Genomic DNA, 22,805 nt, shown 5'->3' with positions numbered 1-22,805 from the left:
TCACACCGGGTCGCCGAGGGTGCGATCGAGCAGAAGCCCGATCTCCACGCTGAGCCGGTCGCCGACCTCTCGGTCGCCGCGCAGGAACCGGATGAGCGCGTTCTGGAACAGTCCGTCGACCAGCGAGTACGCGATCTCCTGATTGAGCGCCGGCCGTCGTCCCGAGAGTTCCGCATACCGGGAGACGATCGCCCAGACCATCTCCTCCAGCAGCCGATCGATGTCGATGATCGTCTCGCGGAATCCCTCGGTGAAGAGCGCCTGATTACGGAGGTCGTACCAGAGCCGATGGAGTGGCGCATCCTCACGCATCGTGCGGGCCATCTCGCTGCCGATCCGTTCGACGAATTCGACGCCGTCGGCCGCGGTCTCGACGATGGGATCGTATCGACGTGCGCACTCGGCCTTGTAGTTCCAGACCGCGAGGGCGATGAGATCGTCCTTGTCATCGAAGTAGTAGTGCAGCGAGCCGTGCGAGAGGCCCGAGTGCTGTGCGATGTCCCGCAGGCCCGTCTCGGCATAGCCGTGCTCGGCGATGGTGGCGAGGGCGGATTCGGCGAGCATACGGCGTCGATCGCCGAACTTGTCGACGCGCGCGTTCTCGCCGCGGGCCGCCGCGCTGCTCATGCGGACTCCTCCCTGCAAGGCTTTCGGCAGATCATAATCGCCCGATCTTCGAGGGTTGGGCGAGGTCTCCGTTGGACACCCGTCCAAACTATCCTTGCCAACTGGTCAAATCTCTGATCTGCTATCCACATCGGATTCGGCGAAGAGGGGGACACATGACCGGCAGTCCGAGTGGGCGAAGGGCGCGGGCCGCGGCTACGGCCTGCGGCGTCGCATTCGCCACGGACGGTCGGATGTTCGGGCACCGCGAGCCGTTCGGGTCGGCTCACGGTGTCGGCATGGCGTCCGGATCCGTCGTCGGCTTCGGCTGACGCATGGGCGGGGCCGGCGTTCGGGGGGATGCCGGCCCCGCCATTCTTCTCACGTCGCTGAGTTCGAACCATCCGTGCTCGCGCAACGACGCCCGGGACTGCACTCGAACGAGCCGCGTACCGGACCGGGATCAGCCCACCCTCACCGTGCACGGACATCTGCGCTCCGTCACGTGCGACTGAACGACGAAGCGGGCCGCCTCCCGAAGGAGACGACCCGCTTGCGCCTTGGCGGCTTGGTGTCACACGCCGTAGTAGAGCTCGAATTCGAAGGGGTGGGGTCGCTGCGCGAGGGGTTTGATTTCTTTCTCGCGTTTGTAGTCGATCCAGGTTTCGATGAGTTCGGGGGTGAAGACGCCTCCTGCGGTGAGGAAGTCGTGGTCGGCTTCCAGCGCGTCCAGGACGGCGTCGAGGGTGCCGGGGACTTGGGGGATGGACTTGGCTTCCTCGGGCGGGAGTTCGTAGAGGTCTTTGTCGACGGGTTCGTGGGGTTCGATGCGGTTGCGGATGCCGTCGATACCGGCCATCAGCTGTGCGGCGAACGCGAGGTAGGGGTTGCCGGAGGCGTCCGGGGCGCGGAACTCGATGCGCTTGGCTTTCGGGTTGGTGCCGGTGATCGGGATTCGGATCGCGGCGGACCGGTTACCGGCGGAGTACACCAGGTTCACCGGGGCTTCGAACCCGGGGACCAGGCGGTGGTAGGAGTTCACCGTCGGGTTCGTGAACGCGAGCACACTGGCGGCGTGCTTGAGCAGACCGCCGATGTACCAGCGGGCCACATCCGAGAGGCCGCCGTAGCCGGCCTCGTCGTAGAACAACGGTTTGCCCTCGTTCCACAGCGACTGGTGGGTGTGCATCCCTGACCCGTTGTCACCGAACAACGGTTTGGGCATGAACGTGGCCGTCTTGCCCCACAGTTCGGCGGTGTTCTTCACGATGTACTTGAACTTCAGGATGTCGTCCGCGGCGTGCACCATCGTGTCGAACCGGTAGTTGATCTCCTGCTGACCACCGGTGCCGACCTCGTGGTGTGCCCGCTCGAGCTGAAGTCCGGCGTCGATCAGCTTCAACGAGATGTCGTCCCGCAGATCCGCGGTCTTATCCACCGGGGAGACCGGGAAGTAGCCGCCCTTGTACGGGGTCTTGTTACCCAGGTTGCCGCCCTCCTCGACACGGCCGGAGTTCCAGGCCGCCTCCTCGGAGTCCACAACATGGAAAGCACCGTTCTGCTTCACCTCGTACCGCACATCGTCGAAGATGTAGAACTCCGCCTCCGGAGCGAAGAACGCGGTATCCGCGATCCCGGTCGAGGCCAGGTACTTCTCCGCCTTCTTCGCCACCTGACGCGGATCCTTGCCATACACCTCACCGTTACGCGGGTTGAAGATGTCGAACACCATGACCAGCGTCCGCTCAGCGCGGAACGGATCCACATACGCCGTCGTCACATCAGGAATCAACTGCATATCCGACTCATGAATCGACGCAAAACCACGAATCGACGAACCATCAAAGAGCTGCCCGACGGAGAAGAACTCCTCATCGACAGTGGAGGCGGGAATGTTGAAGTGCTGCTGCACACCGGGAAGGTCGGTGAAACGGATGTCGAGGAACTTGACGTCCGTGTCCTTGATGAACTTGAGCACCTCGGAAGAATCACTGAACATGCGGAATCTCCAAGCGAGTGTCGGGAGGCGGGTGGGACTGCGCGAGCAGCCGCTGCAAGGCTAGGTGCCGGCGGTTTCCCCACCGTATCGCGATTGTTTCCGGGATGTTACGCGGGTCCGCATGATGCACACTGCTCGGTCGCGGACGTCTCTGAGCTCCCGCGCATGATCGGGGCCGCCGAACGGCGGAGTTCCGAGGTGCGCGGATAGACTCGCTCGGTGTCCAGCTCCACGCCACCGCGCCGTTTCGGTGATCTCGCCCCCAGCCGCTATCCGGGGGAGCGCCTCGGACTTCCCGAGACCGGTCCGAACTCGGTGGGACGAGCAGGGCGGCGCATCCTCGCCCTCGTCATCGACTGGGCGATCGCGTCGCTGCTGTCGCTGGCGTTCGCGCACTACGACGGATGGGCGACCCTCGGCATTTTCGCCCTGCTGCAGTACGTCTTCATCCCGACGATCGGCGGAAGCATCGGACACCGCATCGTCGGGCTTCGCCTCGTCGCACTGAACGGCAAATGGGTCGGCCTGTGGCGCCCGCTGGTGCGCACCGTTCTGCTGTGCATCGTCATCCCAGCGGTCGTGTGGGACTCCGATCAGCGCGGGTTCCACGACAAGGTCGCTGGAACAGTGCTGATTCGCGCCTGAGAGAGCCGCGGCCCCTTGAACGAAGAAGTGCGGCGGTCCATTCGACCGCCGCACTTCTCATCCGCTGTGCTCAGCGAGCGCGCTGTGGACGCACCTTCAACGGGTCGACGCCCTTCGGGATCGGCATCTGCGTGCCGAGGGAGTTCAGGCGGTTGTCGACCGCGAGCACCTCGGGCTTCGTCAGTGCGACCTTGATCTTGGCCATTCGACCGGCGAGCTTGTGGAGCGGAACGGCATCCGCATCCGGGCCGACCGAGAACACGTTGATCGGCACGTTGGGCACGATGCGCGCGATTTTGCGCTTCTCGTCGTCGACCATCTTGCGCGTGCGGGTCGCCGGTCCCTCGCCGATCAGCACGACGCCGCCGCGGCCGACCGCACGGTAGACGGCGTCACGTGTGCGACCGTTCACCGCCACCGGCATCTCGCTGCCACGCCACGAACGCTTCAGGGAGCTGCGCAGCACGGCGCCGACCGCACCGGGCTGACCCTCGATCTGCGAATAGGCCGCGCGCTCCGCGCGACGCCCCAGGACGATGATGGCGCCGAGAGCACCCGCGAGGACGCCGGCGAGAACCCACAGCACGATCGAGAAGACGTTGCCGCCCGTGATCGTGAGCGCCAGCACCACGCCGATGACCGCGCCGAGCAGCAACGTGCCGAGCATGTACCAGGGCGCCCGTGCGTCGTAACGACGGGTCATCTGGAACACCTGCCACATCTGCTTGATGCGGCCGGGTTCCTTCGTCGCTGCGGAGTCCTTACGTGCCATGCAGAAAAGAATACCGGGTCAACACGCGCGAAAATGCGGGTGCACTCGCGAGAGACGCCGGCACCTCAGACCGCCTGGGCGAAGCCGAGCGAGGCATCCGCAAGCGCCTGCATCGCGGCAGGGATCTCGCGGCCCTTCGCAGCCATCGACTGCGCCCAGAGGCGTCCGGCTCGATACGACGACCGCACGAGAGGCCCCGCGAGCACGCCGAGGAACCCGAGTGCCTCCGCCTCCTCCTTGAGCTCCACGAACTCTTCCGGTCGCACCCAGCGCGCGACCGGAAGATGCCGTGGGCTCGGACGCAGGTACTGCGTGATCGTGAGGATGTCGGTCCCCGCGTCCCGCAGATGCACGAGCGCCTCGCTCACCTCGTGCCGTTCCTCGCCCATGCCCAGGATGAGGTTCGACTTCGTGATCATTCCGGCGTCGCGTCCCTGAGTGATCACGTCGAGCGATCGCTCGTAGCGAAAGGCCGGACGGATGCGTTTGAACAGTCGCGGCACCGTCTCCACGTTGTGCGCGAACACCTCGGGAGCGGCGTCGAAGACCTGCCGCAGATGCTCCGGCCGCCCGCTGAAGTCGGGCACGAGGATCTCCACCCCCGTTCCCGGTGCTTGACGATGGATCTCCCTGATCGTCTCCGCGTACAGCCATACACCCTCATCCGGAAGGTCGTCGCGTGCGACTCCCGTCACTGTGGCGTAGCGCAGGCCCATCGTTGTCACGCTCTCGCCGACACGACGTGGCTCATCCGCGTCGAAGTCCGCAGGCCTGCCCGTGTCGATCTGGCAGAAGTCGCACCGCCTGGTGCACTGGCTTCCGCCGATCAAGAACGTCGCCTCCCGGTCCTCCCAGCACTCGTAGATGTTGGGGCAGCCCGCCTCCTGGCACACCGTGTGCAGCTGCTCGGACTTCACGAGGTTCTGCAGCTGCGTGTACTCCGGACCCATGCGCGCGCGGGTCTTGATCCACTCCGGCTTGCGTTCGATCGGCGTCTCGGCGTTGCGCGCCTCGAGGCGCAGCATCCTGCGCCCTTCCGGTGCGGCGGTCATGCCACGACGCCGATCACGGCGTCGAAGTGCGCGCGCACCAGCGGTGCGGCATCCTGCGGAGTCACCGTTCGGCCGAGCTCTCTCGAGATCGTCGTGACGCCGGCGTCGCGGATGCCGCAGGCGACGATGCGGTCGTACGGGGAGAGGTCGTTGCTGCAGTTCAGAGCGAAGCCGTGCATCGTCACACCGGACGCGACGCGGATGCCGATGGCGGCGATCTTCGCGTCCGGCCCATCCTGAGACACCCAGACACCGCTACGGCCCTCGACCCGGTGACTGTCGACGCCGAGGTCGGCCAGCACGTCGATCAGCATGCCCTCGAGTCGCCGGACGTATCCGACCACGTCGATGGGTTCTGGCAGGCGCAGGATCGGGTACCCCACGAGCTGTCCAGGGCCGTGCCAGGTGATCTTGCCTCCGCGGTCGACGTCGATCACCGGCGTGCCGTCGGCAGGTCGTTCGTCGGGTTCGGTGCGCTTGCCCGCTGTGTACACGGACTCGTGCTCGAGGAGGAGGACGGTATCGGGCGCCCGCCCGTCGACGACAGCAGCGTGCACGGCACGTTGCTGGTCGAGGGCGTCGAGATACGGCACGGAGTTGGCGCTTAGCCCCGTGTCGACGTAGTCGATCACGATGGAAGTCTACGTGGCTCTCCTCGTCCTCAGGTTCCGGGTGCGCCGCGCTGTGCACATCGCGACGGTCAGCCGGATGCCGGGCGTCGGGAATCGGGAATCCTGCTGTCCATGTCCCGACGTACCGAGCGCCGCTCGCAGCGGCGTGCTCCGCATCCCGCAGACCATCATCCCGCTGCGTCGGCCACTGTGCGCAGTCACGTCGGCGGATACCGACTGCTCCGCATCCTCGGATCCGGCCCGCGCAGCGTCTGCTACCTTGCGACGGGCGACGAGGGTCAGGTCGTCGTCAAGATGCGCAGGAGCTCCGACGAGCTCGCTCGCGAGGACGCACGGGAGGACGGGCACGAGGTGGAGTGCCTCTCCGCGCTCGAGGACCAGCACATCGTCCGGATCCTCGATGTCGCAGTGTGTGCAGAGCATCCGCCTTGTGTGGTGCTGGAGCGCCTGGACGGCCCTTCCCTGGCATCCTGGCGGCGCGAGAAGGATCTCGTCGACGTGGCGGAGGCCGTGACCATCGGGGTGTCCGTCGTGCGAGCGGTTGTCGCGGTGCACCGCTCCGGCTGGACGCACGGCGCTGTCACGGCCGCGAACGTCCTCTTCGATGCGGGCGGATGTCCGGTTCTGATCGGCTTCGGCGGCGCTCTCCCCGCCACCTCAGCGAGGATGTCGGCGGACTGGTCGGCCACGGCGACACTGATCCAATCCGTCGTGGCGGGAGCCGAGGGAGCAACGGACGAGGCGATCAGGAGTGTTCGAGCCGCACTGCGAGCGCTTGAGACCGGTGATCACGACGCTGCGACGGCTATCGCGGACGTCGAGTCCGCGCTCTTCGCGTTGGGTCCGGCAGGACCCGTCAGCACCGCCGCGGCGCGCCGTGGCGAAGTTCTCGACCCCCGGGCAGCGCCCGCCATCGCTCGAGAGCGCGACGGCGCACCGCCCACGAACTCCGAGACACGGGACCCGGATGTCTGGCGGCGCGGATCACGCCTCCTCGTCTCCGCGATGGAGCGCGGAATCGGCACCGTGGTCGCGGCCCCGCTGCGTCGTCTGCTGCACGGCCGGAAGAAGGCCGTGGTCGTGGCTTTCGGCACGGCTGTCGCGCTGACGGTGGTCGCGCTCCTCACCATCCCAGGGCCTCCGGCCGGACGAGCCCAGACACCAGAATCGACGACGGCGACCACCCGTTCGGATGGCGCGCTCGTGACGCCTTCGTCGTCAGCACGAGCATCCGCACGCTCGGGGTCCGATCCTGACCGCTCGTCGTCGAGCCCCGGCACGCGAGCGACCTTGCCGCCCGAACCGTCCTCCGACGACAATCCCGTTCGAGCGGCCGCCCTGCTTCTGCAGCACCGGTCCGCATGCTTCGCCCGTGCGGATTCCGGATGCCTCACCGACGTCGATCAGGCGGACTCGGCCCTGCTCGCATCGGACATGGCCCTCCTGACCCGGGGAGGGGTGCCGGCGGATACGCCGACGGAAGCCCAACTCTCGCTGACCGAGTCGATGGGAGACACATCCGTCATCGCCGTCGCCCCCGATACGGCGGGAACGACGAAGCCGGCTTCGGTCCTGGTGATCAAGACCGAAGCCGGCTGGCGTCTTCGTGCTGTGTTCGAGGACTGACGACCTCGATGTCGCGCTCTGCGATCGGCGTCAGATTCCCAGGTCGGCGTCGAACGCGGCTTCCTCCAGGCGGTTCTTCACGGCAACGAGGAAGCGAGCGGCGTCCGCGCCGTCCACGATGCGGTGGTCGTAGGAGAGCGCAAGATACACCGTCGAGCGGATGGCGATCGAGTCGGTGCCGTCAGCCTGAACGACCACGGGCTTCTTGGCAACGATGCCGGTGCCGAGGATGGCGACCTGCGGCAGGAACACCAGGGGAGTGTCGAACAGGGCGCCACGGGATCCCGTGTTCGTGACGGTGAACGTGCCACCCGCCAGCTCGTCCGGCTTCAGCTTGTTGTCGCGGGTGCGCTGGGCGAGGTCCGCGATCTGCTGCGACAGCTGGGCGATCGTCAGGCCACTCGCGTTGCGCACGACCGGGGTCAGCAGTCCGCGCTCGGTATCGACCGCGATCGAGATGTTCTCGTGATCCGGGTAGACGATGTTGTCGCCGTCGACCGTCGCGTTGATCACCGGGTACGCCTTCAGTGCCTCGGCGGCAGCGAGCGTGAAGAACGGCAGGAACGACAGCTTGGTTCCGGTCGCCTTCTCGAAGTCGCCCTTCACGCGGGTGCGGAGTGCAGCCACCTTGGTGACGTCCACCTCGACGACAGTCGTCAGCTGAGCGGAATTCTGCAGCGAAACGACCGCACGGTCGGCGACGACCTTGCGGAGACGGGACATGGGCTGCACTGTCCCGCGCAGCGGAGAGGTCTCGAGCTTCGTGCTCACTGGAGCGGCTGCGGCAGCCGCCGGAGCCGCAGAGCCTGCGCTCAGCACGTCCTGCTTGCGGATCCGTCCCCCAACTCCGGTGCCGGTGACGGCAGCGAGGTCGACACCCTGCTCATTGGCGAGCTTGCGGACGATGGGCGTGACGTATCCGGATCCAGCATGGGAGCCGGATACAGCGGGCGCCACGGGAGCAGACGCCTCCGGGGCCGGAGCAGCCGGGGCGGGGGTAGCCGGGGCCGGAGCGGCCGGAGCAGCCGGAGCGGGAGCGGCGGGGGCCGGCGCTGCAACCGGCGCGGCCTGCTCGGGTGCCGCCGGCGGCTGCTCGACCTGGGCCGGTGCGGGTGCCTGTGCGGGCGTCTCAGCGGCGGCCGACGGAACCTCGGCTGTCGGCGAAACCTGCTCCTGCACGGGCTCTGTCGCGGCGACCGGCTGTGCCGGTTCGGCCGGCGCCTCCTGAACGACCGGAGCCTCCTGAGCTGCCGGTGCCGGCTCCGCCGGGGTTTCGGCAGCGGCGGGGGCCTCCGCCTGCGCCTCGGCGTCCGGCGCCTCGGCACCTGCACCCGAGCCGTCACCGATCGTCACGAGCGGAGTCCCGACCTCGACGGTCTCGTCCTCCTGAACGAGGATCTGCTCGATGACACCCGCGACAGGCGACGGGATCTCCGTGTCCACCTTGTCGGTCGAAACCTCGAGCAGCGGCTCGTCGACCTCGACGCGGTCACCCACCTGCTTCAGCCAGCGGGTTACCGTGCCTTCCGTGACACTCTCACCGAGTGCCGGGAGGCTGACGGATTCGCTCATGACTATGTCTCCTTTAAGAATGCGATTCGATACGAAAGCTTATTGCAGTGACCGGCCCGGCGCCGTGGTCACAGCGCGTGCAGCGGCTTGCCCGCAAGGTAGAGGAACGCCTCACCGAGAGCCTCGTTCTGGGTGGGGTGCGCGTGGATGAACGGCGCGATGTCCTCGGGGTACGCCTCCCAGTTCACGGCGAGCTGCGCCTCTCCGATGAGTTCCCCGACGCGCGCACCGATCATGTGGATGCCCACGACAGGTCCGTCGTTGACGCGCACGACCTTGATCGAACCCGTAGTGCCGATGATCTCGCTCTTGCCGTTGCCGGCGAGGCTGTAGTCGTACGACGACACGTTCTCCGCGCCGTACTCCGCCTCGGCCTTCGCCTGGCTCAGTCCGATCGACGCGACCTCAGGGTCGCAATACGTGACCTTGGGGATGTTCACATCCGACACGACGATCGGCGACAGGCCGGCGATCTCCTCAGCGACGAAGATGCCCTGCTGGAATCCGCGGTGCGCGAGCTGCAGCCCGGGAACGATGTCGCCGACCGCATACACGCCATCGACGCCCGTGCGAAGGCGCTCATCCGTGATCACGAATCCGCGATCGATCGTGACTCCTGCCTCCTCGTAACCGAGCCCGGCCGTGACGGGACCGCGGCCGACGGCCACGAGCAGCAGCTCGGCTTCGACGGTGTCGCCGTTCTCCAGTGTCACCACGACGCCGTCGTCGTTCTGCGTCACGCCCTGGAATCGGATGCCGAGGCGGAAGTCGATCCCGCGGCGGCGGAACGCGCGCTCCAGCGACTTGCTGATCGACTCGTCCTCGTTGGGGACGAGGTGGGGGAGCGCCTCGATGATGGTCACCTCGGCGCCGAACGACTTCCAGACGCTGGCGAACTCGACGCCGATGACGCCGCCGCCCAGGACGGCGACCTTCTTGGGAACGAAGTCGAGCTCGAGCGCCTGCTCACTGGTGATGACGCGTCCGCCGATCTCCAGGCCGGGCAGCGACCGGGAGTACGACCCCGTCGCGAGAACAACGTTCGTGCCGATGTAGTCGACGTCGCCGACGCGCACCGTCTTCGGTGCGACGAGGCGGCCCTCACCCTCGACCGTCGTGATGCCGCGCGCCTTGACGAGACCTTGAAGGCCCTTGTACTTCTTCGCGACGATGCCTTCGCGATAGGTGGTGACCCCCGCGATGTCGATGCCATCGAACGTGGTGGTCACGCCGAACTTCGACGACTCGCGCGAGTAATCGGCGACCTCGGCGGCATGCAGGAGCGCCTTCGTCGGGATGCATCCGCGATGCAGGCAGGTCCCTCCGACCTTGTCCTTCTCGATAAGGGCAACAGAGAAGCCGAGCTCGCTCGCGCGCAATGCCGCTGCGTAGCCTCCGCTCCCGCCGCCCAGAACCACGATGTCGAAGTTCTGCTCAGACACCCATTCACTCCTCGGGTCGGGATGGTGGACGTCACCGTCTGCGAGCGATCGGTTTTCGGCTGCAGGCGGCCGTCAGTCGGCAGGCGATTCCTGCCCATACGACCCTACTACCGGGCAGTGAAGTCCTCGGCCACGGCGACGAGCGTTCGCACCAGAACGCCGGTGGCGCCCTTCGCCGTGTAGCCGTAGGGCGACCCGTGGTTCTGTGCCGGTCCCGCGATGTCCAGGTGCGCCCATGGCACGTTCCCGGCTGCCGAATCAGCGGATGCCTTGCCCACGAATTCCCGCAGGAAGACGCCGGCCAGCAGCATCCCGCCCGCTGTGTTGCCTGGCGTGGCGTTCGTGAGGTCGGCGACCTCGGACTTGAGCGTCGCGCGCAGCTCGGCGGGCAGCGGCATCGGCCAGACGAGCTCGTCTGAGCGGGCGGCGGCATCCGTGATCCGGGTCACGACATCGTCGTCGCCCATCACGGCCGAGTACCTGGTGCCGAGCGCGACGACCTGAGCACCGGTGAGCGTCGCGATGTCGATGACGACGTCCGGATGCTCGCCAGACGCCGCCTGCAGCCCGTCCGCGAGCACGAGCCGACCCTCGGCGTCGGTGTTGAGCACCTCGACGCGCGTGCCGCCCTTGATGGTGAGCACGTCGTTCGGACGAATGGCGGAACCGGACGGCAGGTTCTCCGCGATGCACATCCACCCGGTGACGTGCACCGGAAGTCCCAGCCGGGCGACGGCCACGACGGCGGCGAGAACGGATGCTGCGCCCGCCATGTCGTACTTCATGCCGACCATCGAGACCGGGGGCTTCAGCGAGAGGCCGCCGGAGTCGAACGTGATCCCCTTGCCGACGAACGCCACGTGCGAGAGTGCCTCGGCCGGCGCGTAGTCGAGGCGCACCAGCCTCGGCGGGCGGACGGATCCCTTGCCAACGCCCACGATTCCGCCGAATCCGTCCGCCTCGAGTGCGGCTTCGTCCCAGACCCGCACGTCGATGGGGAGGTCCGCCGCCGCTGCGACGGCTGCGTCCGCGAGATCCTGGGGTCCCTGCTCCGACGGGGGCGTGTTCGCGAGATCACGGGTGAGGAAGACGGCGTCCGCGAGCACTCGGGCCCGACCGACGAGCTGCTCGGCGGCATCCGTGGATCCGAGTACGACGATCTCGGCGACGGGCGGACGATCGTCGCCGCGTGTGGAGCGCCCCGCGTACGCGTAGCTCCCGATGGCTGCGCCTTCCAGGACCGCGGTGAGCTGCTCATCCGTGTCAGCACCGGGGTCGAGGATCAGACGCCCGTCTCCCGCTGCCGACCGCGCGGCGGCACCCGCCGCGGCGCGGAGCGATGCCGTGCTGACGACAGGCCCGAGGCCGGAGAGCACGACGGGCAGGTCGTCGAGGACGCCGGCGGGGATCCGGATCACCTGGTCAACTGCTCCCGTCGACCTCACCTGCACGAGGACATCACTCGTGACGTCACGGCCGAGCACGGTCGGCGCCCCACCTCCCGAGCGCACGAAGAGAACGAGGACGTCACCCGCCGCCGCTTCGGGACGAGTGGGGGAGAGCGAGAGAGAAGGAGAAGCCATATCGAGGATGCTACGGCCGGCGCGACCTGTTCGCTGTGGGCATGCACCAGCCTCAGGGAGCGCCGGGGGCTGCTGGCTAGCATGGATTTCATGCAGGATCCTCGCGAGCTCTACGACGTTCGGTCGGCACTCGACGGCGTGCCGACCGGGCTGTACCTCGTTGCCGGACTCACCGGCTTCGCCGACGCAGGAAGCGCCGTCTCGCAGCTGAGCACGTATCTGCTCGAGACGATGGACAACGAGGAGATCGCCCGGTTCGACGCGGATGCGCTGCTCGACTATCGCGCGCGCCGCCCGATCATCACGTTCGACCAGGACCACCTCACCGATTACCGTCCGGCCCAGTTGAGCCTCTACCTGATGCGCGACGAGCTCGGGCAGCAGTTCCTGTTGCTCACCGGATACGAGCCCGACTTCCAGTGGGAGCGGTTCTCCACCGCAGTCCTCGACCTCGTCTCTCTGCTCAAGGTGCGGTCGACGATCTGGGTGCACAGCATCCCGATGCCGGTGCCGCACACGCGGCCGATCGGCGTGACGGTGAGCGGAAACCGTGAGGGTCTCGCCGACTCGATGTCGGTGTGGCGGCCGACGACCCAGGCGCCTGCGACGGCGATGCATCTCGTGGAATACCGCCTGCAGGAGGTCGGCGCCTCCACGATCGGATTCGTCCTTCTCGTTCCTCATTACTTGGGTGACACCGAGTATCCGGCGGCGGCAGTGGCCGCGATCGAGAGCATCAGCACCGTGACGGGATTGATCTTCCCGACCGACAAGTTGCGCGAAGAGGACCGCGAGTTCATCGCGAACATCGACGAGCAGGTCGCGGGCAACCCGGAGCTGGAGCGTCTCGTCGGCGCACTCGAACAACGCCATGACGCATACATGCAGGACAGTCCGGTGAAGTCGCCGCTGACGCACCTCGACGGTGCCGTGCCGTCTGCAGACGAGATCGCCGCGGAGCTGGAGAACTTCCTCGCATACCGCCGCAAGGGCGATGAGGACGCGTCCGGCCGGTAGCCGCCGACGCATCCGCCAGAGAGCCGCAGCCTCGCCTCGTACGGCGACGCGGAATGGCCGCGCGGATGCGGTGTCGGGACGTCGTGCATCCGCACGTAACGTAGAAGAGTGAATTCCGTACGCTCGTGGCTGATCTTCGCCGCGGGCGTCTTCGGATACCTCGTCGCCGTGATGGAGCGGTCGACCATCGGTGTCGCCGGCGTTGCTGCGACGGATCGCTTCCACTCCACCGCGTCGCTGCTGTCGACCCTCGCAGTGCTCCAACTGGTCGTGTACGCCGGCATGCAGATTCCGGTGGGCGTGCTCATCGACCGGGTCGGACCGCGAGCACTCATGCTGGTCGGCACCGCGCTGATGGCGGTCGGACAGGCCACCGTCGCGTTCTCGAGCGTCATCGGCATCGCCGTACTCGGCCGTATCCTCGTCGGCGCAGGCGACGCGATGATCTTCACCTCGCTCATCAGACTGGTGAACTCGTGGTTTTCCGGGCGTCAGGTACCGCAGCTGTCGCAGTGGGTCGGCAACATCGGTCAACTCGGTCAGGTGCTCTCAGCGGTGCCGTTCGCGCTTCTGCTGCACCAATCGGGATGGACCGTCGCCTTTCTCTCAGCAGGCGGCGTGGCAGTGGTCGCCTTCGTCGCGATTCTCCTGGCGGTGCGCAACCGTCCTGAAGGGGCTGATGAGGGCGAGCGCCCTGCGACGTGGCGCCAGTCGTTCCATCAGCTCGGGGTGGCCATCGTGCGCCCGGGTACGCAGCTGGGGTTCTGGTCCCACTTCGTCACGCAGTCCTCCGGCACCGTGTTCGCGCTGATGTGGGGTTTCCCGTTCATGGTGTTCGCCCTCGGCTACAGCGCGACGGAGGCCTCCTGGATGCTGACGATCATCGTCGGTGCCGCTCTCGTTGTCGGACCCCTGCTCGGCATCCTCACGGCACGCTTCCCGCTGCGCCGGAGCAACATCGTGCTCAGCATCGTGATCGCGATGGCTGTCGTGTGGACGCTGATGCTTCTCTGGCCCGGATCGCCGCCGCTCTGGCTCGTCGTGCTGCTGCTCGTGGTGATCGGGGCGGGAGGTCCCGGTTCGCTGATCGGATTCGACTTCGCGCGCACGTCGAACCCCATGCACGCGCTTGGATCCGCGAACGGCTTCGTCAATGTCGGCGGATTCGCTGCGAGCTTCCTGATGATCTACCTGATGGGCGTCCTGCTGGACTGGCACAGCCATCTGGCGGAAACGGGGCTGTACACGGTCGACGGGTTCAAGATCGCGTTCGCCGTGCAATACCTGGTCGTCGGCGTCGGGGTGGTCTTCCTGATCGGCGCGCGCAAACGTACCCGCAAGCGCCTGCTCGACGATGAGGGAATAGAAGTGGGTCCGCTCTGGGTTGCACTGGTTGCACGGTGGAACCGGAGCCGTTGATGGACGGCGCTGCGTGGCCGGTGCTCCAACCGTGCAATAATCGATGATTGGACCCGTTCACCTTCGGAACAGTGCGGCGTTCGAGGATCGGCCAGCGGCCGTCCCGGGCTGCGCGACCAGATTCCGGACTTGACATGGGTCCTCATAGTGTCCGCAAGCGACCCGAACCCCCGCGATCCACACCGCTGCGCGTGTGTATCGGGAGGCTGGAAGGTGAACTCCATGGCAACCAAAACGGCTGACGCCCCCACCGTAGAGGAGCCCACGACCGCCGCCGCGAAGAAGGCGCCCGCACGGGCCGCGTCGAAGACGACAGCAGCGAAGTCGAGCGCTAAGACGGCCGCCAAGCCGGCCGCGAGCAAGGCGAAGCCGAGCTCGAAGGCTTCGCCGGCCAAGGCGTCCCGCAAGGCGTCGCCGACGAAGTCGGACGACGAGGAAGAGCTCGATGAAGACGAGCTCGCGGATGCCGAGCCTGGCGACCTCGAGGAGGCCGATGTGCCCGACGACGCCGAGTCCGGTGACGATTCTGCAGACGCGGGCGACGTGAAGACCACGAAGTCGGCGGATGATTCCGACGGCGACACGGCGCAGTCCAGCGAACCACTGCCCACCGGTGCCATCGTGCTTCGCGCGGTGGACGAAGAGGACGACGTTCCCGTCTACTCGACGCAGATCACCGGCGCGACCGCCGACCCTGTCAAGGATTACCTGAAGCAGATCGGCAAGGTCCCGCTGCTGAACGCGGCCGAAGAGGTCGAGCTCGCGATGCGCATCGAGGCAGGCCTGTTCGCCGAGGAGAAGCTCGGCGGCATGACCGATCAGGAGAAGCGGTCCCAGCTGGGACGCGACCTGGGTTGGGTCGCCCGTGACGGGCAGCGCGCCAAGAGCCACCTGCTCGGGGCCAACCTCCGTCTGGTCGTCTCGCTCGCCAAGCGCTACACCGGTCGCGGCATGCAGTTCCTCGACCTGATCCAGGAAGGCAACCTGGGCCTGATCCGTGCCGTCGAGAAGTTCGACTACACGAAGGGCTTCAAGTTCTCCACGTACGCCACGTGGTGGATCCGCCAGGCGATCACACGCGCGATGGCAGACCAGGCCCGCACGATCCGCATCCCCGTGCACATGGTCGAGGTCATCAACAAGCTGGCCCGCGTGCAGCGGCAGATGCTGCAGGACCTCGGTCGCGAACCGACGCCGGAAGAGCTCTCCAAGGAGCTCGACATGACGCCCGAGAAGGTCATCGAGGTGCAGAAGTACGGTCGTGAGCCGATCTCCCTGCACACTCCGCTTGGTGAGGACGGGGACAGCGAATTCGGAGACCTGATCGAGGACACCGAGGCGGTCGTTCCGGCCGACGCGGTGGGCTTCACCATGCTGCAGAAGCAGCTGGAGAGCCTGCTCGACTCCCTGTCCGAGCGTGAGGCCGGAGTGATCCGCATGCGCTTCGGACTCGGTGACGGCATGCCGAAGACGCTCGACCAGATCGGCGACACGTTCGGGGTCACCCGCGAGCGCATCCGCCAGATCGAGTCGAAGACGATGGCGAAGCTGCGTCATCCGTCCCGCTCGCAGTCGCTCCGCGACTACCTCGAGTAGGCCGGCGCGTGCGGCGTTTCTTCGCGATCCTGCTCGGCCGCCTCGCGCGGTTCGCCACACGGCTCAGAGGGGGAGGGTCCGCCTTTCCCGGCTACCTCGTGCGCAAGATCTGGCCTCGATTCATCGAGGACGTCTCGGCGCAGTGGAGCCACGGAGTCGTGTTCGTGCTCGGTTCCAACGGCAAGTCGACCACGACGCACATGGTCTCTGAGCTGCTGCGCGCACACGGCCTGGGCGTGTTCACGAATCCGAGCGGCGCCAACCTTCCGCAGGGCATCGCCTCGGCGATGCTCTCGGAGGTGACGCTGTCGGGAAAGCTGCCGGCCGACGTGGCCGTGCTCGAAGTCGACGAGGCGTTCGCGGTCGACCTGGCGAAGCTGCTCAGTCCGCGCACGGTGCTGATGCTCAACTGCCAGGTCGATCAGCTCTACCGGTTCTACGAGACCGAGCGTGTGGCGGACATGATGCTGGACGCCTCCGTGCTGGCCACCTCGCACATCGTCACGAACCGTGAGGACCCGCTGCTCAGTCGCGTGCAGGAACGCCTCGGATCGAGGTCCGTGCCCGACGTGTCGTACTTCGGAGTGTCGGATGCCGTGCTCGCCGAGAGCAAGCACGGCCTGTTGAACGCTCCCGACTTCCGCGACGGCGAGGCGACGTCCCGGCCGGTCGCGCTGTCCGAGGTGCGGTCCTTCGGCGGCCGCGAGGCGACGATCGCCTTGGCGGGCTCCGGTGCAGGCGGATTGGGTGCAGAGGAGGACGTCCTCAGCGTCGAGCTGCCCGCCCGCGGGCTGCACTACGCGATCGACGCGGCCGCGGCATCCGCTACCGCGAAGCTGGTGATGGCCGCCGACTTCGACCCGTCGAAGGTGGTCGACGCGTTCGCGAACATGCGGCCGGCGTACGGCCGCGGCGAAGTGATCCCGTTCGGCGACGAGTCGGTCGAGTTCATCATGTTCAAGAACGGTCCGAGCCTGCAGCTGAATCTCGACTCGCTGACCACCCCGCCCGAGCAGGTCATGTTCGCCCTCGACGAGGGGACGCCGGACATCTCGTGGATCTACGACGTGAACTTCGACTCGCTCGACCACGTGGACGTGGTGACGGGGGAGAAGGCCTGGCAGGTCGCCCTGAGACTCGTGTACGCCGGCGTTCCGATCACGGCCGTCGAGCCCGACCTCGAGGAGGCGATCGAGATCATGCGTCGTCTTCCCGCCCCGCGAGACGACCGCAAGCTGTGGTTCGTGAATTACGAGCAGATGATGCTCGCCCGCAAGCACCTCGGATTCCCCGACCTGGAGACTCGCCTGTGACGGACACCACCGCAGGAGTGCGGATCCTTCAGCTGTACCCCGACGAGCTCGGTGTCACCGGTGACGCGGGAAATGTGGACGTGCTGCGCACGCGACTCACACGCTCCGGTGTTCCCGTCACGGTCGAGCGCCACCGTTCAGGAGACGCGCTCGGAGCCGAGCCCGACCTCGTCGTGATCGGCAACGGTCCGCTGTCCGCGCTCCGTCGAGTGCTTCCGGATGCCGCGCTCCACCGTACGACGCTCGCTGACTGGGCGCAGCGCGTGCCGTTCTTCGCGGTCGGCGCCGGCCTCGAGCTGCTCTGCGCGCGCATCGAGGATCCGACCGGAACCCTTGACGGACTCGGGATCGTCCCCGCGACGGCACACCGCGGCCGCAAGCGCCGCGTCGGATACGCGATCGCGGAGACCCCGTACGGTCAGGTCACCGGATTCGAGGACCAGGCGACGGAGCTGTCCGGCGTCGAGACCCCGTTCGCGACCATCGTGCGCGACGCGACGGGATCGGTCTCCCGGCCGGACGGCATCCGCACCGAGACCCTCACCGGCACGCTCCTCCAGGGGCCGTTGCTGCCGCTGAACCCCTCTCTCGCCGACCGGCTCGCAGCGGCCGCCGCCACGCACGCCGGAGTGGAGTACACGCCCGACTCCTCGCTCGCCGAATTCGACCGTTTCGCCGCGCGCTCCACGGAACGCATGCGCACGCACGTATCGTCGGTGTTCACGACGATCCAGTGAGCCGACCGATCCGTTCCGCAACGACGAGGAGCACGACGCCGTGACCGAGGACTCCCGCCGGCTTGCCGTTCGGCTCGACAGGCTCGCCGAGAACGTGCGCCGCTACCGCGCGTCGTCGAGCGACCTGATCGCACGGGTGGACCATGACGGATACGGTCTCGGCCTCGTGCCCGTTGCACGAGAATGCGTCGCGGCGGGAGCCCGGATGCTCGCGGTCGCCGACTTCGACGAAGCGCTGAGACTGCGCGCCGCCGGGATCGGCACGCCGGTGCTCGCGCTGCGCCCCACCGGCGAGCGCGTCGACGGGCTGGGAATCGCCGCGGCGGTCGGCACTGTCGCCGAAGCCCATGCCGCGACCGCAGGGGGAGCGGACGGCATCCACGTGGTCGTCGCCTGTGGCGACGTCAGCCGGGGGATCTCGCCGCACGATCGCGGCGCGTTCGAGGCGATCGCGCAGGCCGCACCGCGCGTGCACGCCATCATGGGCGTGACGGATGCCGCGACATCCGCTTCCGCCACCTCGGCCGCTCTCGAGGTCGCGGCCGGGCTCGCTCCCGGCGTGCCGCGCCACGTGCACGGCACGCGCGGGGTCCTCGCCGGATACGGTGCGGATGACGACTTCGTGCGCGTCGGGCGCGGTCTGTACGGCATCCCGCTGCGCGACGGAACGCCGACCGGCGTGTCCGTCTGCCGCTTGTCCGGACAGGTCGTCACGGTGAAACGGATCGCCGCCGGCGAGGGCGTGTCGTACGGATACATCTACCGCGCGCCCGCCGATGGCACGATCGCCCTTGTCACCTGCGGCTACGCGGACGGCGTTCCTCGGAGCATCGGCAATCACGCGACGGTCATCGTGAACGGCGGCAGCGCGCGCGTCATCGGCCGCGTCGCGATGGACGTGGTCGTGATCGATCTGGGGAATGTGGCAGCGAAAGCAGGGGACGAGGTGGTGTTCCTCGGCGACCCCGAGTCCGGTGAACCGGGAGTCGCGGGCTGGTCTGCGGTCACGGGCCTGGACCCGGTCGAGCTGGCGGCCGGCATCGGCCCTCGAGTCGTACGGAGCTATACCCGATGAGCGAATCGCTCCCTCAGACGTACGCGGCCGTCGATCTGGCGCGGTTCGACGCCAATCTGCAGACTGTCCGGTCGCGGGTTGCACCCGCGGAGACCATGTTCGTCGTCAAGAACGATGCGTACGGACACGGCTCCGATGTGCTCGTCCCGCGTGCGGTCGAGCAAGGGGTGCGCTGGATCGGGGCCCTCGACGTCGAGACGGCGCTGCACATTCGAGGGATCGTGGGCTCCGGCGTGCGCACGTTCGCGTGGTTGCTGAGCGCACGCGACGATCTCGCCGCCGCGGCGGACGCCGGCGTCGACCTCGGCGTCGGCGACCGGTCGGTGCTGGAAGCGGCGGCGTCGACTGCGACGGCGCGGCCGGTGCATGTGCACCTCAAGATCGACACCGGGCTCAATCGCAACGGCGTCCGGGGCGAGGACTGGAGCGCGTTCGTCGCTCGTGCCGCCGAGCTCCAGGATGAGGGCCGCATCCTCGTCGACGGCGTGTGGAGTCACATCTCCGAAGCGTCCGACGATGACGACGACGAGGCGCGACGCCGCTTCGACCTTGCCCTCACCGCTGCCGAAGCAGCAGGGCTCTCGCCGGAGTACCGCCATCTCGCAGCGAGTGCCGCCTCGTTCCTGCGGGCGGAGTTCCGCTATGACATGGTGCGTGTCGGCGCCTTCGTCTACGGCATCTCGCCGGCCGGGGGACCACACGAGAACGAACTCGGGATCAGCCCGATCATGTCGCTGCACACGCACGTGGTGGACAAACGCGCCGACTCCGCGATGCTGCCGCTGGGGGCATGGCATGGTGTGCCGAGCACCGCGGCCGGCCTGGCCAGAGTCGGAGTCGACGGTCGCAGTCTTCCTGTTCAACAGATCGGCACCGACTGGATGACCATCGCCGCCGACGAACACGTGCGCGTTGGCGACGAAGTCGCGATCTTCGGACCGGGGGACGCCGGGGAACCGACGGCGACCGGGTGGGCGGAGCTCATCGACACGATCGGTGAAGAGGTCGTGCTGAAGGTGGACAGGCGCATCCCGCGCATCTACCGCTGACCGTCATCGGTCGACACGGCCCGGCACGACGAAGCCCCACCGCTTTCGCGATGGGGCTTCGGACGATTCGTTCCGCGAGAGGATCAGGCTCGCTGCTCCTCGAACAGCCTGTCGGTCTCGTCGTGCCAGCTGGTGGCGATGCTCGAGAGCTTCTCGTGGTGCTTCTTCGCGTGGTGGGCGCAGAACAGCAGCTCGCTGCCGTTCACGGTCACCCGCACGTACGCCTGAGCGCCGCACGCGTCACAGCGGTCTGCCGCCGTGAGCGCGGGGCCCGAGGGGAGCTCGTCGGCACCGGGGGTGGCGACATGGCCTGCGTAATTCGACATGCTGAGCTCCTTTCTGGAAAACCCGAACCCTTTGCGAGTACTTGCATTCCATACAAGCACGTCGGCATTGCCGGTATGCCCGAATGCACGGCATTTCGCTGTGCGCGTATGCGAACGGACAGGCGCATCCCAGGGGAGGGTGTCGGTGCCCTACGCGTCGGCGCTGCCTCGATATCCTGAGAGACGGCCCGGACGGCACTCGCCCTCCATGACGAGTGGACGCACCCGAGGCGCACCGACTGCACGACAGGAGACTCCGTGGCGACGAACGATTACTCCGCCAGACACCTCTCGGTTCTCGAAGGACTGGAGGCCGTGCGCAAGCGCCCAGGCATGTACATCGGATCGACGGACGCACGCGGCCTCATGCACTGCCTCTGGGAGATCATCGACAACTCCGTCGACGAGGCGCTGGCCGGGTTCGGGACCGACATCGAGGTTCTGCTCCACCCGGACGAGAGCATCGAGGTGCGCGACACCGCCCGCGGCATCCCCGTCGACATCGAACCCAAGACGGGGCTCTCCGGCGTCGAGGTGGTCTTCACCAAGCTGCACGCCGGCGGCAAGTTCGGATCCGGCTCGTACTCGTCATCCGGCGGTCTGCACGGCGTCGGCGCGTCGGTGGTGAACGCGCTGTCCGAACGTCTCGATGTCGAGGTGGACCGCGACGGCAAGACGTGGGCCATGTCCTTCCATCGAGGCGAGCCCGGAGTGTTCGCGGACAAGGGCGAGCCCAGCCCCAACTCGACGTTCACCCCCTTCGAGTCGCGCAGCGAACTGCGTGTGGTGGGCAAGGTCGCCAAGGGCGTCACGGGCACGCGCATCCGCTACTGGGCCGATCGCCAGATCTTCGGCAAGAACGTGGAGTTCAGCGCCGATGATCTCATCGGCCGTGCCCGCCAGACTGCGTTCCTGGTGCCGGGGCTCACGATCGGGATCACGGATACTCGTGGCGACGCACCCGAACGCACCGACTTCCTCTACGAAGGCGGCATCAGCGAGTTCGCCGACTACCTGGCACCAGACACGGCCGTCACGGAGACATGGCGACTCACCGGATCCGGATCCTTTGTCGAGACCGTCCCCGTGCTCAACGAGCACGGTGCGATGCTGCCCACTGAGGTCCAGCGCGAGTGCGAGGTGGACGTCGCGCTGCGCTGGGGCACCGGATACGACACCGTGTTCCGCACGTTCGTCAACATCATCGCCACGCCGAAGGGCGGAAGTCACCAGGTCGGTTTCGACCAGGGTCTGATGAAGTTCTTCCGCCAGCAGGTGGAGCAGAACGCCCGCCGTCTGAAGGTCTCTGCGAACGAGAAGCTGGAGAAGGACGACATCCTCGCCGGCCTCACCGGCGTGCTGACGGTCCGTCTCCCCGAGCCGCAGTTCGAGGGCCAGACGAAGGAAGTGCTGGGCACCCCGGCGGTGCGCGCGATCGTCGCGAAGGTCGTGGCGGACGGCCTGGCATCCCGGTTCTCCTCGTCCAAGCGCGATGACAAGGCCCAGTCGGCTCTGCTCCTCGACAAGGTCGTCTCCGAGATGAAGTCGCGCATCTCGGCGCGGGCGCACAAAGAGACCCAGCGGCGAAAGAACGCGCTCGAGACGTCGTCGCTGCCGTCGAAGCTCGTCGACTGCAGGTCCACCGACGTGGCGAACAGCGAGCTGTTCATCGTGGAGGGCGACTCTGCGCTCGGGACGGCCAGGCGGGCGCGCGACAGCGAGCACCAGGCGCTGCTGCCCATCCGCGGCAAGATCCTGAACGTGCAGAAGGCGTCGGTCTCTGACATGCTGTCGAACGCCGAGTGCGCATCCATCATCCAGGTCATCGGCGCCGGTTCCGGGCGCAGCTTCGATATCGACGTCGCGCGCTACGGCAAGGTCATCATCATGAGCGATGCGGATGTCGACGGTGCGCACATCCGCACCCTGCTTCTGACCCTGTTCTTCCGCTACATGCGACCGATGATCGAGGCCGGTCGCGTGTTCGCGGCCGTGCCGCCGCTGCACCGCGTGATCGCGATCAATCCGGGATCCAAGCCCAACGAGACGATCTACACGTACTCGGACAAGGAACTTCACGCCGTGCTCGGCAACCTGAAGAAGGCTGGACGCCGCTGGCAGGAGCCTCCGCAGCGCTACAAGGGCCTCGGCGAGATGGACGCCGACCAGCTCGCCACGACGACCATGGACCGTACGCACCGTCTGCTCCGTCGCGTGCGTCTCGACGACGCTGAGCGGGCGGCCGAGGTGTTCGAGATGCTGATGGGCAACGACGTGGCGCCGCGCAAGGAGTTCATCATCTCCGGCAGCGACCAGCTGAGCCGCGAGCGCATCGACGCCTGAT

General features: G+C 67.3%; 19 protein-coding genes. 10 read left to right on the top strand and 9 right to left on the bottom strand.

The features are described from left to right. Positions 1 to 627 carry a TetR/AcrR family transcriptional regulator gene (locus ACX9R5_RS12565; protein ID WP_459409371.1) on the bottom strand — a complete coding sequence of 209 codons (627 nt, stop codon included), beginning with the start codon at positions 625 to 627 and terminating at the stop codon, positions 1 to 3. A gap of 553 nt (positions 628 to 1,180) precedes the next feature. Then, positions 1,181 to 2,605: a type I glutamate--ammonia ligase gene (gene glnA / locus ACX9R5_RS12560; protein ID WP_459409370.1), complete on the bottom strand. Its 1,425-nt coding sequence runs from the start codon at positions 2,603 to 2,605 to the stop codon at positions 1,181 to 1,183. A gap of 219 nt (positions 2,606 to 2,824) precedes the next feature. Between glnA and ACX9R5_RS12555 the strand changes: the two genes are divergently transcribed. Continuing rightward, on the top strand, positions 2,825 to 3,250 hold the full coding sequence (locus tag ACX9R5_RS12555) for an RDD family protein (protein WP_459409369.1): 426 nt from the start codon (positions 2,825 to 2,827) through the stop codon (positions 3,248 to 3,250). A gap of 70 nt (positions 3,251 to 3,320) precedes the next feature. Here the strand turns inward: ACX9R5_RS12555 and ACX9R5_RS12550 are convergent, their stop codons facing one another. From ACX9R5_RS12550 to lipB, 3 genes are all read right to left on the bottom strand, one after another. After that, entirely contained in the window at positions 3,321 to 4,022 is a 702-nt protein-coding gene (locus ACX9R5_RS12550; RefSeq protein ID WP_459409368.1) for a DUF4191 domain-containing protein, read from the bottom strand. A 65-nt stretch (positions 4,023 to 4,087) separates the two neighbouring features. Next, positions 4,088 to 5,074 carry a lipoyl synthase gene (gene lipA / locus ACX9R5_RS12545; RefSeq protein ID WP_459409367.1) on the bottom strand — a complete coding sequence of 329 codons (987 nt, stop codon included), beginning with the start codon at positions 5,072 to 5,074 and terminating at the stop codon, positions 4,088 to 4,090. Continuing rightward, the gene (gene lipB, locus ACX9R5_RS12540; protein ID WP_459409366.1) at positions 5,071 to 5,706 is read right to left on the bottom strand and encodes a lipoyl(octanoyl) transferase LipB; all 636 of its coding nucleotides are present in this window, start codon (positions 5,704 to 5,706) and stop codon (positions 5,071 to 5,073) included. Before lipB ends, lipA begins: the two co-directional genes overlap by 4 nt. Positions 5,707 to 5,817: 111 nt before the next feature. On the opposite strand from lipB, the gene ACX9R5_RS12535 reads away from it, so the two are divergent. Further along, entirely contained in the window at positions 5,818 to 7,332 is a 1,515-nt protein-coding gene (locus ACX9R5_RS12535) for a protein kinase domain-containing protein (protein WP_459409365.1), read from the top strand. Between the two features lie 30 nt (positions 7,333 to 7,362). Here ACX9R5_RS12535 and sucB read toward each other — a convergent pair whose 3' ends face one another. The 3 genes from sucB to ACX9R5_RS12520 all read right to left on the bottom strand — a co-directional run bounded on the left by sucB (position 7,363) and on the right by ACX9R5_RS12520 (position 11,929). Beyond that, positions 7,363 to 8,904, bottom strand: a complete 1,542-nt coding sequence (sucB, locus tag ACX9R5_RS12530; protein WP_459409364.1) for a 2-oxoglutarate dehydrogenase, E2 component, dihydrolipoamide succinyltransferase — start codon at positions 8,902 to 8,904, stop codon at positions 7,363 to 7,365. A 68-nt stretch (positions 8,905 to 8,972) separates the two neighbouring features. Continuing rightward, positions 8,973 to 10,346 carry a dihydrolipoyl dehydrogenase gene (gene lpdA / locus ACX9R5_RS12525; RefSeq protein WP_459409363.1) on the bottom strand — a complete coding sequence of 458 codons (1,374 nt, stop codon included), beginning with the start codon at positions 10,344 to 10,346 and terminating at the stop codon, positions 8,973 to 8,975. A 107-nt stretch (positions 10,347 to 10,453) separates the two neighbouring features. Next, the gene (locus ACX9R5_RS12520; protein ID WP_459409362.1) at positions 10,454 to 11,929 is read right to left on the bottom strand and encodes a leucyl aminopeptidase; all 1,476 of its coding nucleotides are present in this window, start codon (positions 11,927 to 11,929) and stop codon (positions 10,454 to 10,456) included. A gap of 90 nt (positions 11,930 to 12,019) precedes the next feature. Here ACX9R5_RS12520 and ACX9R5_RS12515 point away from each other — a divergent pair, with 90 nt between their 5' ends. From ACX9R5_RS12515 to ACX9R5_RS12485, 7 genes are all read left to right on the top strand, one after another. Continuing rightward, positions 12,020 to 12,946 carry a proteasome assembly chaperone family protein gene (locus tag ACX9R5_RS12515; RefSeq protein ID WP_459409361.1) on the top strand — a complete coding sequence of 309 codons (927 nt, stop codon included), beginning with the start codon at positions 12,020 to 12,022 and terminating at the stop codon, positions 12,944 to 12,946. A 108-nt stretch (positions 12,947 to 13,054) separates the two neighbouring features. After that, positions 13,055 to 14,365, top strand: a complete 1,311-nt coding sequence (locus ACX9R5_RS12510) for an MFS transporter (RefSeq protein ID WP_459409360.1) — start codon at positions 13,055 to 13,057, stop codon at positions 14,363 to 14,365. Positions 14,366 to 14,587: 222 nt separating this feature from the next. Beyond that, the gene (locus ACX9R5_RS12505) at positions 14,588 to 15,961 is read left to right on the top strand and encodes an RNA polymerase sigma factor (RefSeq protein WP_459409359.1); all 1,374 of its coding nucleotides are present in this window, start codon (positions 14,588 to 14,590) and stop codon (positions 15,959 to 15,961) included. A gap of 8 nt (positions 15,962 to 15,969) precedes the next feature. Continuing rightward, entirely contained in the window at positions 15,970 to 17,274 is a 1,305-nt protein-coding gene (locus ACX9R5_RS12500; protein ID WP_459409358.1) for a MurT ligase domain-containing protein, read from the top strand. Next, positions 17,271 to 18,011, top strand: coding sequence for a type 1 glutamine amidotransferase (locus ACX9R5_RS12495; RefSeq protein WP_459409357.1), 741 nt, complete (start codon positions 17,271 to 17,273; stop codon positions 18,009 to 18,011). The genes ACX9R5_RS12500 and ACX9R5_RS12495 overlap by 4 nt, the downstream gene beginning before the upstream one ends. A gap of 40 nt (positions 18,012 to 18,051) precedes the next feature. After that, complete coding sequence (locus ACX9R5_RS12490; protein WP_459409356.1) at positions 18,052 to 19,086, top strand: alanine racemase; 1,035 nt, start codon at positions 18,052 to 18,054, stop codon at positions 19,084 to 19,086. Continuing rightward, positions 19,083 to 20,135 carry an alanine racemase gene (locus ACX9R5_RS12485; RefSeq protein WP_459409355.1) on the top strand — a complete coding sequence of 351 codons (1,053 nt, stop codon included), beginning with the start codon at positions 19,083 to 19,085 and terminating at the stop codon, positions 20,133 to 20,135. The genes ACX9R5_RS12490 and ACX9R5_RS12485 overlap by 4 nt, the downstream gene beginning before the upstream one ends. Positions 20,136 to 20,218: 83 nt before the next feature. Here the strand turns inward: ACX9R5_RS12485 and ACX9R5_RS12480 are convergent, their stop codons facing one another. Beyond that, complete coding sequence (locus tag ACX9R5_RS12480) at positions 20,219 to 20,461, bottom strand: DUF7455 domain-containing protein (protein WP_459409354.1); 243 nt, start codon at positions 20,459 to 20,461, stop codon at positions 20,219 to 20,221. A gap of 258 nt (positions 20,462 to 20,719) precedes the next feature. On the opposite strand from ACX9R5_RS12480, the gene ACX9R5_RS12475 reads away from it, so the two are divergent. Continuing rightward, the gene (locus ACX9R5_RS12475) at positions 20,720 to 22,804 is read left to right on the top strand and encodes a DNA gyrase/topoisomerase IV subunit B (RefSeq protein ID WP_459409353.1); all 2,085 of its coding nucleotides are present in this window, start codon (positions 20,720 to 20,722) and stop codon (positions 22,802 to 22,804) included. The last annotated feature ends 1 nt before the right edge of the window (position 22,805 follow it).

The organism is Rathayibacter sp. CAU 1779, assembly GCF_054551755.1.
Note: the sequence above shows the minus strand (reverse complement) of the source record. Positions and strands in the feature narration are given on the sequence as shown.